General features: G+C 72.2%; 5 protein-coding genes and 1 pseudogene. 2 read left to right on the top strand and 4 right to left on the bottom strand.

Annotation, left to right across the window (positions count from 1 at the left end; genetic code table 11):
* Positions 1-34 precede the first annotated feature (34 nt).
* The 4 genes from DQ237_RS07995 to DQ237_RS08010 form a co-directional block, all read right to left on the bottom strand.
* A complete protein-coding gene (locus tag DQ237_RS07995) occupies positions 35-6208 on the bottom strand; it encodes a PA14 domain-containing protein (RefSeq protein ID WP_147251762.1) in 6174 nt (2057 codons plus the stop codon).
* Positions 6209-6449: 241 nt separating this feature from the next.
* Complete coding sequence (locus DQ237_RS08000; RefSeq protein ID WP_113798904.1) at positions 6450-7136, bottom strand: LuxR family transcriptional regulator; 687 nt, start codon at positions 7134-7136, stop codon at positions 6450-6452.
* Complete coding sequence (locus DQ237_RS08005; RefSeq protein ID WP_113798906.1) at positions 7129-7788, bottom strand: hypothetical protein; 660 nt, start codon at positions 7786-7788, stop codon at positions 7129-7131. Before DQ237_RS08005 ends, DQ237_RS08000 begins: the two co-directional genes overlap by 8 nt.
* Positions 7789-7970: 182 nt before the next feature.
* Positions 7971-8180 (bottom strand): helix-turn-helix domain-containing protein, encoded by a 210-nt coding sequence (locus tag DQ237_RS08010; protein ID WP_113798908.1) that lies wholly within the window; start codon positions 8178-8180, stop codon positions 7971-7973.
* Positions 8181-9130: 950 nt separating this feature from the next.
* On the opposite strand from DQ237_RS08010, the gene DQ237_RS08015 reads away from it, so the two are divergent.
* Both DQ237_RS08015 and DQ237_RS20610 read left to right on the top strand, forming a co-directional pair.
* Complete coding sequence (locus DQ237_RS08015; protein WP_240619490.1) at positions 9131-9715, top strand: ArdC family protein; 585 nt, start codon at positions 9131-9133, stop codon at positions 9713-9715.
* A gap of 150 nt (positions 9716-9865) precedes the next feature.
* Positions 9866-10126 (top strand): annotated as a pseudogene (locus tag DQ237_RS20610) (ImmA/IrrE family metallo-endopeptidase); the annotation flags it as partial.
* Positions 10127-10144 lie beyond the last annotated feature (18 nt).

Genomic DNA, 10144 nt, shown 5'->3' on the forward strand with positions numbered 1-10144 from the left:
TTTCCAGGTACGCCAACAAGCCTGCCCATGACGCCTATCTCCCTCGCCGACGCTGGGGTATGTCCCGCTTCCAGCCATCAGCCATCCCATTGAACGCGAAGGCTTGGGCGCCACCACCCGCAAGTCGAGGGATCCAGGGCAGCTTCCGCCCGGTCGCCCTCCCGATCGCCTGAGCGCCCCTACCGATACCGGCACCGAGGCCGGCGAAGAGTACGTCGACTCCGGCGGCTCGAGCATTGAAACTCGGGAGCCGTCCTCGCCTAGGACTGAAGTTGGTGGCGGCGGCGACACCCACGCCGATCATCAGACAGCCACCGACGGTCGCGAACATGCACGCCCCGAAGGCGACGACCTGGATGGCCGTCTTGTGGCGGTTCACGAAGGAGACCGCTCTGTTGGCTGCCTTCTTCACGCGCCCCCAAGCCCTACTCAACCACGACTGGCCGTCAAGATCGACGATGTTGATTGGATTAGCGCCGACGTATTCGTAGTCGTTGAAACCGCCACCGTCGACGGGGTCGACGGAGAGGAAGCGCCCGAGGAGGGGGCTGTAGGGGCGGGCGCCCATTTGGACGATGGCGAGTGCGCCGGCGTGCTCGATCGGGCGTTGGTGCTGGCCGAGCCAGCCGTGGTCCATGTTGCCAGGCTGGTTGTCCGGCAACCCGTCCCCGTCTGCGCTGAGCGCCTCGCCGTAGGGGCCCCAGATTCGCAGTTCGCCCTTCTGCAGCCCGGCTGCGTCGGTGGTCAGCGACAGGTCGCCGCGGACGGTGGGGTGGTCGAAGGTGCGCGCGGCCGAGTCGGTCGTCCAGGTGTGCAGCACCCCGCCGGGCAGGGCAATGCTGCGGGTCAGCAACCGCCCGGCGCCGTTGAGGGCCAGGTCGGCGGTGTCCCCGCCGGCCGAGTAGCCATAGCGCACCTCGTCGATGGTGTCGCCGCCGGTGGTGGTGCGCCGGATGATCCGGTCGGTGGCATCCCGCAGATACGTTACGGCAGCCGGGTCGGCGCCGGTGACCTTCAGGCCGGTGTTGCGGCCGGCCCCATCCCAGCTCAGCGTCGTAGTTGCCGAGCCTTGCGTGTAGGAGGTGGTGGAGCCCTCGGCGTCGTAGCGAACGTCGGAAATCGCGGTGGCGCCGAGAGTGGCCAGGAGCCGGTCGGCGTCGTCGTAGCAGTACCGGGTCTCCGCCGACCCGGCTGCGGTGACCTCGACCATCCGCATCCGGTTGGTGTTCGCCCCGGCGTTCGCCCGGCTGCCTGCCGGACACGCAGCGTCGGCGGGCGAGGTGAAATCGTAGCTGTACTGGCGGCCGGGCACCCACGCCTCGGTCAGCCGGCCGACCGGGTCGTAGACGAAGTTCGGCGCACCGGGGCGGGCATCGGCCCCGGCCAGAGACTCGTCCACCACCGTGCCCGCGCGGGTGCGGGTCACCGCCGACACCACGTCCCTCCCGTCGGCGGTCCGCCACGCCTGCGACGTCAGCGCACCGGCCGCGTCCCGGCCCACCGCGGCCAGCCCGCTGCCGTTGCCGTAGGCCACCGAGGCGACCTCACCGGCCCCGGTGTAGGTGACGGTGGCCAGCGCGGCCCCGTCCAGCGCCACGGTCAGCAGCCGTCCAGCGTCATCGTTGGTGTAGGCGGTTTGCTGCGGCGCGTCGGCGCTGTTGGGCGGGACGAGCCGCTCTGCGGTCACCCGCCCGGCGCGGTCGTAGCTGGTCAAGGTCGTCACGCCGACGGCGTCGGTGTAGCGGACAACCCGGCCGAGCAGGTCGACCTCGGTGGTGATGGTGCCGGCGCTGTCGGACACCGAGGAGATCAGCGGGTTGCCGTCGACCGCGTGGGTGGTGCGCACGACCCGCTCGGGGGTGTCGCCGTTGGCCGGGAACGTCTGCGTCACGACCCGGTCCCGGTCGTCGTAGGTGGTGCATTCCCAGCCACCGGAGCTGGCCCGGGCGACCACCCGGCCCGATGCGTCGTAGACCTGCTCGTCGGTGCGCGGCTCCCCCGACGCAGGGGTGACGAGGGTGCTCAGCTTCGGCAGGCCGCCCTGGTTGGCCGGATCGGCGGCCGTGGTGCACGGGTTGTCCCGTTGCTCGGCGTCCCCGTAGGGGGTGTAGGTGACCTGGGCCCCGCTGGGCATGACCTTCGCCGTCGAGCGCAGGTAGCCCGAGCCGGGCGGCTCGAACTTGGTGCCGCTGGTCACCAGCCCGCCGATGGTGGTGCTGGTGGCCAGGCCGTAGCCGGCGTCGAGCCCGTTGTCGGTGTAGCGGGTGGTCGTGGTCTTGTCCGGCACGCCGGCCGACTCGGCCTGCGTGCTGGAGGTGGTCAGTCCGTAACCGGGCTTGAGGTTCGCGCCGGGCACCGGCTCGGACGCTCCGTCGGGCCGTCGCCAGTTCAAGTTCAGCGAGCCGGGGCCGGCACCGTTGAAGTAGTCGACGCGGATGCGGTGGGTCGAGCCGGCGACGGCGTTGGCGTACCCGCCCGAGACCAGGCGCGGCGAGCCGCTGACCCAGGAGTCGACGATCAGGGTGTCGTCGATCCACAGCCGGGCGCCGTCGTCGACCTCAAGTTCGAGCGTGTAGGTGCCGGCGGCGGGAAAGGTGATCTCCCCGGTGGCGCGCACCGAGAAGGACGCGGCCGGGATGCCGGCCGCGGGGGCGTCCGTGCCGTTCCAGACGGCGCGCAGCCGGCCGTCGGTGCCGCCCAGCCCGGTCTGGTGCACCTTCGGGGCGCCGGTCAGCGTGGTGTTGTCGTAGAACGCCGCCCACAGGCCGACCAGGCCTTCGTCGTAGCCGGTGCGGGTCTGCGGCACTGTCGCGGCGCAGGCGCTCGTGGGCGTCTGGCCCGTGAAGCAGGACGCCGGCGCCGGGCCGTAGGTGGCGACCGGCCGATCGCGGTCGTCGTAGACGGTGGTCGACACCCGCCCGGCCGCGTCGGTGGACGTCAGTGGCATGTCCTTGACGTTCCACGTCTGCGACTTGGTCCGGCCGGTGGCGTCGGTGGCCGACAGCAGCCGGTCGGCGTCGTCGACGACGACCTTGCTGGCGAACCCGCCGGCCGGGGTCAGGCCGGCGACGTCGACGAACGTCGTGCGGGTGGCCGCGTCGTAGCGGTAAGACCGCTGCGGGCGCTCCTGGGTGGCGCTCGGTTTCGGCCCGGCCACCACCTGGGCGGCGGGCTTGCCCCGGTGCGTTGTGTAGCCGATCGTCGTCGTCGCGTCGGCCGCGGCGTTGGCGGCGGGGTTCGCCGCGACCCAGTCCGCGCCAAGGCTGTCCCGAACGCCGGTCAGCAGCCCGGAAGCGTCGTAGGCGTAGTCGGTGAGCTCACCGCCCGGGTCCTCGATGCGGGCCAGCCGGCCCTGGGCGTACCAGTAGCGGGTCTCGGTGCCGTCCCAGTAGGTGACCCGACACAGCATCCGGCCCGGTGCCGCCGCGTCGAAGCCGGCGGGCACGTTGGCACCGCCGTAGCAGTTCTCCCCGGGCCGGTTGTAGGTGAGGGTGTGGGCACGGCCGGAGACGGGGTCCTTGATCTGAGTCAACCGCGACGGGGTGCCGGAGTACACATTCTGCAGCGCGGCAGGCTTGCGGGAGTCCAGCACGCTGGTGAGCGAGTCCAGCTTCCCATCGGTGCGGAAGGCGTACACCTGCCCGCCCTCGGTGACGGTAATGCGGCCCGAGGAGTCGATGGCCAGTACGCCGTCCTCGCCGGTCGGGGGCGCGTAGCCGCCGGCGGTCTTGGTCCAGGTGTGCTTGGCGCCGCTGGCGTCGGTCAGCACGACCGTCTGGTCGGCCATCGTGGCCTCGGTGTAGGTCGCGCCGCTGCCGTCCAGGTCGGCAGAGAGGGTCCAGCCCTTGGGCAGCGCGGGGCTATCGGCGGTGGTCAGCCAGCTGGTCGGGATGATCTGCTCGGGCACCACGCCGCCGGCGGTGGTGCGGGTGAAAAGCTTGAGCTGGGCGGCGCCGGTCAGCTCCTGCAGCTCCACGGTGATCGGCACCATCTGGCCAGCGATGAGGTCGACGTTCTTGGCGTTGGCCCAGTTCAGCGAGCTCGGCGATCGGACGTCGTAGACGTAGGCGCCGTTGATCTCCACCGTCGCCACGTCGTCGTGCACGCCGGCGAACTGGTAGGTGCCGGTCACCGGCGGCACGAAGAAGCCCTGCCAGCGTCCCAGCCACCAGTCACCGCCGAGGATCGGCGGGAACGGCGAGCTGGTGCCCCAGTCAGCGTTGATCTGCGGCTCGTTGCGCACCAGCACTGGCTTCTGGAAGTTGTCGTTGATCAGACCGGCGTGCGAGGGGTCGTCGAAATAGGAGGCGGTCAGCCCGCCCTGCTGCGGCTGCTGGGAGTTGTAGGTCAGGTTCAGCCCCGCCGACCCGCCCACCGTGGTGAACGTGGGCGAGGACGCCGAGGTGGTCACGTTGCCGTTGGCCAGGTTCACCTGCACCGGGCCCAAGAAGTCCACAGGCGCCGGCCCGCGGTTGCCGATCCGCTGGTCGATCTTGAACCGGCCCACCGCCGGATTGGTGACCATCGTCGTCCCGCTGTATGCGCTGGCTAGCCACGTGTAGGCGACGCCGTCGGCCAGAACCCCTTCGGGCACCGTCCACGACGTCGAAGGCCGGCAGCCGGAGTCCACGACGGCGCCGGTCTTGCCGTCGGCGCCGGTGGCGATCCGGAAGCAGTAGGACACCGGCTCCCCGTCGGGGTCGGTCACCGGGTTCACCGACAGGGTCGGAGTCAGCGAGGTGAGCACCGCGTCGTTGGCCGGCGCGGTCATCACCGGCGCGGGTGCGGCCGAGCCGACGTCGACGGTCATCGTCGCGGTCAGGTTCTTGTACGTGCCCACCCTGGACTGCTCGGTGCCGACCAGCATGTAGTAGGCGTTCGGGTCGCGGGCGTTGACCCGGTCGCGGACGAACTGGGTCAGTGCCGGGCCGGTCAGCCGGCCCACGTCGCCAACCACACCGGTGCCCAGCAGCTGCCCGACGCCGTTGTAGTTGAGCGCGGTCGCGTGGTGGATCGTGGCCTCCCACGCCTTCTGGAAGGTCGTCGGGTTGATCCGGGCCACGTCGACCTGGGCGTTGACCACGTTCTTGCCCCACAGGGCGGAGTAGTCGAACTTCACCGCTGTCCGGTTGTAGGTGTCCGGGTTGGCCGCGGTACCGGCCATGCTGTTACCGATCTTGACGCCACAGTTGGTGCAGGTGTAGCCGTTGGAGCGGTAGGCGCGGGTGTCCATCGCCGTGTAGGTGAACGTCGGGTCGACGCTGACCGGGTACACCCGCTCGGGGGCCTGCAGCCATGCCTCGTCGACGGTGACGGTGAGCACCCACTTGTTGCCCGTCTGCTGCAGGCCGTAGGTGCCGCCGGTGAGCGCCGGGGGTTCGGTGCCGCCGCCGGCCGAGTCCCAGGTCTCGATCGGCGGCAACATGACCGGAACGCCGCCGTCGCCGTCGACCAGCTCCACGCTGCCGTCCTCGGCCAGCCGCGGGGTGAGCCCGTCGGTGGCCAGGGTGAACCGCCAGCTGTTCTTCCCCGGCTTCGGCGCCCGGTCCAGAACGATGGTCTCCTTCACCGAACCCGGGGTGACCTCGTACTCCAGGTCGGTGGCGGGGGCCACGTCCTCATAGGTGGCGGTCGCGCCGTCGACCTCCACCTTGCGCCCGCGGGCGGCGTTCTCGAAGCCCAGGGACACCGAGTCCCCGCCCACCTCGACCTGCAGCAGCCCGGCGCCGTCGGCGGCCGGGGCGAACGAGGGGCTCAGCGGGTGCGCGTCGGCCTCCACCCGCCCGGACCGCTCGGCCTCCAGGTCGACGTCGATCGGCTGCCAGTCGCCGTCCTCGTCCTGGACGTTGAGCGGCGTCGTCGACTGGCGGTAGCTCTGCGTGCCGTCGGGGTTGGCGTAGGTGGTGGTGAACTCGGTCCGCTCGGTGGCCTCCGAACGAGCCGGGTCGAACGAGGACCCGTCCGGGTTGCGCTCGCCCAGCGGCGCGAAGGTCGCCTCCGTCGCCGGGTCCTGCGCCGGAACACCGGCCGCCTCCGGCATCGCCAGAGCCGGCAGGTCCCGTGGCAGCACCGCCGGGCCCTGCGGGGCGGCCTGCGCCGGCTGGTCCACGACCAGCATCGAACCGAGCACCGCGGCAGCGACGAGCACGCCGAGCGGCGCCCGGGCGCGCCACGTCGGACCCGGACTGGAGGCAGAACGCACGCGCACGAAGACCACCTGAGAGACGCAACCAGGAGTGAACGACTCGTCACTCCAAGAGAACACCCTCACAGAGGTCGCCTCGAGAAGGAACGGTCCGCAGCTATCTCTTGGTTACGTCGGCGTAACAGAACGCCCCACCAGGCACGCGCCTCCCTCGCGCCTCTCGAGCGGCTCGTCGGACCCGGCGTCCCTTCGCTCCCTTTCCTGGTGTGCGAGCGTCGCGGCGGCCGCGGCCCGGGCGGCCGGGTCAGTAGAGGTAGCGGTCGATGGCGGAACCGTGGGCCCAGAGATGGTTCATGCGGTCGGCGGTGCGGGCGTGGGCGGCTTCCTCGGCGTCGCTGAGCACACTGTCGACGCCGGGCGGGGTTGCCCGCAGCCGGGCGGTGAGCAGTCGGGTGTCGTCGGTGGGAGCGAGGTCGAGCAGGCCCGCGAGCCGTGCCAAGAGCGCGACCAGTTCGGTGCGGCCGGCGCGGCGGTAGCGAAGGTTCAGCTGCTCGGCAGACGCGTCGACCAGGTTGGTGATGTCGGGGTCCAGTCCGGGGTGGCCGAGGGCGGCGGCGGTGGTGGACAGGAGGTCGATGTCGGCGGCGGGCAGGCTGAGCACGGTCATCGGCGCGTGCTCGTATCGACCGTCGGGAGCGAGCTGCCGGCCCTCCGCTGCCCGGGACTGGGTGGGCGCCAGGGTGGTGAGGAGGCGCTGCACGGCGGCGAGGGCGACCCGGTCGGCCAGTGGCGCCGGCAGCCGCAGCGGCTCCGTGTCGGCGCCCGGATCTTGCCGGTCGTCGTCCTCCCATGTGCCCAGGCACAGCAGGATCTCCTCCAGGGCGCGCAGCGGCGCCAACGGCTCGCCGTCGAGGTCGACGACGAGCACGGTCCGCTGCGCTGGCCGGGTGTCCACGCTCGGTCTGGGCTGGCCGGTCGGCTGCTCAGTCACGGGCGGACCACCGCTCGGTGGCCGACCCGGTCGTCAGGCCGGTGGCCCGGCCGATGGCGGCCCACGACGCTCCGGCCGCGACTGCGGCGCGCACCGCCTCGTCCAGCGCGCGGGCGGCGGCGGCCTGCCGGGCGGCGGCCTCCTCGACCTCCTCGAGGGCCTGCCATCCGGCGATGTGCCGGCGCCATTCGGTGATCACCCGGTGCTCGTCGGCGGCCTCCAGATCGGCCCACGGGCCAGCGGTAGCGAGCCGCCGCGCCGCCGGCTCGGCCAGCGCCCACGTGGTGACGCGGGTCCAGGGGGCGCCGCGCCAGCCGCAGGTGCAGCCGGCGACCCAGCCGACCACGTCTGCGTCCGGGCGCCACTCCTCGGCCTCCTCGATCACCTCGCAGCGCACCTGGCCGCCGGCACCGTCGGGGGTAACCCCGGCACCGCCGATGACCGTGCCGTCGGACCAGATGCCCTCGACGGTGCGGCCGTCGCGGTCGGTCAGCCGCACCCGGTCGCCGTTCCGCGGTCCCTCGTCGGGTCGGCGGGCGATCAGCACGCCGCGGGCGCCGGTGGTGCCGGCGCCCTGGGCGCCGTCGGCGAACAGCGGCACCACCCAGCCCTCGTGCGCCTGGCCGTCGGCGACCGGACCCATCCATCCCATCGCTTCCTCCTCTCGGTCACATGAACGTTGCCGTTGCGGCGCCGCCGGAGTCGGTCCCGTCCGGCCTCTGGGGATGGCCGTCGTTGTCCACAGCCGGGGGTGGCCATCGGGCCCCACCGTGTGCCAGGAGCACGCAGCGGTCGCGTGTCCGGTCCGGCCGCTCTCCGCTAGAGGCGCGGCGGCTATCGGCTCGGGGGCTGGTCCGCGTGTGCGTCGACCCAGCTGCGCAGGTCGGCGCGGCGGTAGAGGACGCGCCGGCCGAGCCGGAAACTGTTCGGGCCGCTGCCGAGGTGTCGCCAGTACCGGAGGGTGGCGACGGGGGCGCGGAGCAGGTCCGCGGCCTCGGTGATGGTGAGCAGCTCGGGCTCGTGGTCGGAGGTGGGGTCGGGCATGGCTGGCTCCCGGGGGGCGTCGGTGGTTGTGCCGTTACCGCAGAAGGCGCCATTTCGGGTCCATTGGTGACACTCGACGGCCAGCTTTTTCTGCCGGTCTCCAGTTCTTCTCCGGTAGCGGCGACCGCTGGCGCGTCACCCGTCAGCGATGCAGGCGCCTCATCTGCCGACGGCGGGCGTCGAGGCCGGGACAGCCGGTGGACGCCCCCGGGTCCTGCGGCTGCCGTTCGGCACGTTCTCCGGTAGTCCGACGACAGTCGCGGTACCCGTGCCCCGACGGGACTAGAGAGATACTGGAGGCCCGCTGCTGACCTGGGGTTCCTGCAGTTGTCCTCCGGTTGTCCTCCAGTCCGCCGATGCAGGCCGTGCGCATCGTGGCCCTGCGGCGCAAGCGGGTTGTGTGGACAACCGCTCCCGTCCACAACACCCGGTCGGACGCCCCCGGGCGCGCGCCGGGCTGGCCATGCTCGACTCATGGCGCCCGACACCGCACTCGGGGCACGGCGGGACCATGAAGCGCGTGACCGGTCCGGCAGGGACCTCCGCGACGCGTCGGGTGACCGGGGCGCCCTGACCGGTGGGTCCGCCGCCGAGATCGCTGGACCGCGGCCGGCGGGGCAGTCGAGGAGCACTATTCGGGCCACGCTGCGCGTGGCTCCGGCTGCGCCGTCGTCACCGTCCGCCTGCGGCGGGCTGTGTTTGCTGGTTCCCCGACCCGTCCGGCAGCTCAGCGTAGGGGCCTCCCGCGCCGTCTCCTCCCGACCGGACCAAGATCCTTCCGCCCTTCGGGCGCTGCGCTGCGGAAGCAGTCTTGGTCCGGTCGTCCCCTGCCGTCGCTTCCGGCCCCTGAGCAGAGCTCTTTGCCGGACGGGCCGGGGGAATGGGTGGCAGGACACCTGTTCCGCAGTTCCTCCCGTACCGGTTTCGGTTCCAGTTCCGGGAGGGTCCAGATGACCAGCATCAGCACCAGCACCAGCAGCACGGCAAGCAGCAGCCGCACCGCCACGGGCGGGCGGGGCAGGCGCGCCCGCCTCAGCGCCGCGCGGGCGGAAGCCGCCGACGCCGTCCGGGCGGCGAAGATCGCCGCCCTGCACGACCAGATCGGCGAGCACGTCGAGGCGCTGACCGCCGATCCGCAGTGGCGGGCGATGCTCGATGCCGCCGCGAAGTTCCACACCTACAGCCTGGGCAACCAGCTGCTGATCCAGCTGCAGGCCGCGCGGCTGGGCATCAGCCCGACCCGGGTCGCCGGGTTCGGCACCTGGAAGGCGCTGCGCCGCAGGGTGGTCAAGGGTTCCACGGGGCTCGCCGTCCTGGCCCCCTGCACGTACGCCCCCAAGGACACCCAGGCCGACACCGGCACCGGGCAGCACACCGACCACGCCGTCCCCGCCGCCACGACAGCGGCGGGGCCGGCGGGGACGCCGACCGGCCGGCCGGGCCGCGGCTGCTGCGGGGGCTCCGGGTCGCGCACGTCTTCGAGATCTCCCAGACCGACGGCGACCCACTGCCCGACATCACACCCGAGCTGCTGACCGGCGACGCCCCCGCCGCCTTGTGGGAGGCTGGCCGCGCAGGTCACGGCCCACGGCTACACGCTCACCCGCGAGGACTGCGGGCCGGCCAACGGCCTCACCGATCCGGCCGCCCGCACCGTGTAGGTCCGCCCGGACGTCGCCGACGCCCAGGCGATCAACACCCTCGCCCACGAACTCGCGCACATCGAGTGCGGGCACACCGCCAACGGCTACGACTACCGGGGCTACCGCGAGCAGGCCGAGGCCCAAGCCGAGTCCGTCGCCTACACCGTCCCCTACGTCGCCGCCTGGTCGGCCGGGGACGCCGACACCAGCCGCGCGCAGCCTCATCATCCGGCTGTCGCTCATCATCCACGCCGCCGTGTCGCAGGCCGCCCCGTGACCCGTGCCGATGCATCGCAGAGCTGATCGTTGCAAGCACCTGCA

It is taken from the genome of Blastococcus sp. TF02-8, from assembly GCF_003319175.1.
Classification (GTDB): domain Bacteria; phylum Actinomycetota; class Actinomycetes; order Mycobacteriales; family Geodermatophilaceae; genus Blastococcus.

Excerpts from the sequence above, each read along its gene's own strand:
- DQ237_RS08010 (WP_113798908.1), bottom strand. The coding sequence starts at position 8,180 with ATGCCCGACCCCACCTCCGACCACGAGCCCGAGCTGCTCACCATCACC.
- DQ237_RS08015 (WP_240619490.1), top strand. The coding sequence starts at position 9,131 with ATGACCAGCATCAGCACCAGCACCAGCAGCACGGCAAGCAGCAGCCGC.
- DQ237_RS08005 (WP_113798906.1), bottom strand. The coding sequence starts at position 7,788 with ATGGGATGGATGGGTCCGGTCGCCGACGGCCAGGCGCACGAGGGCTGG.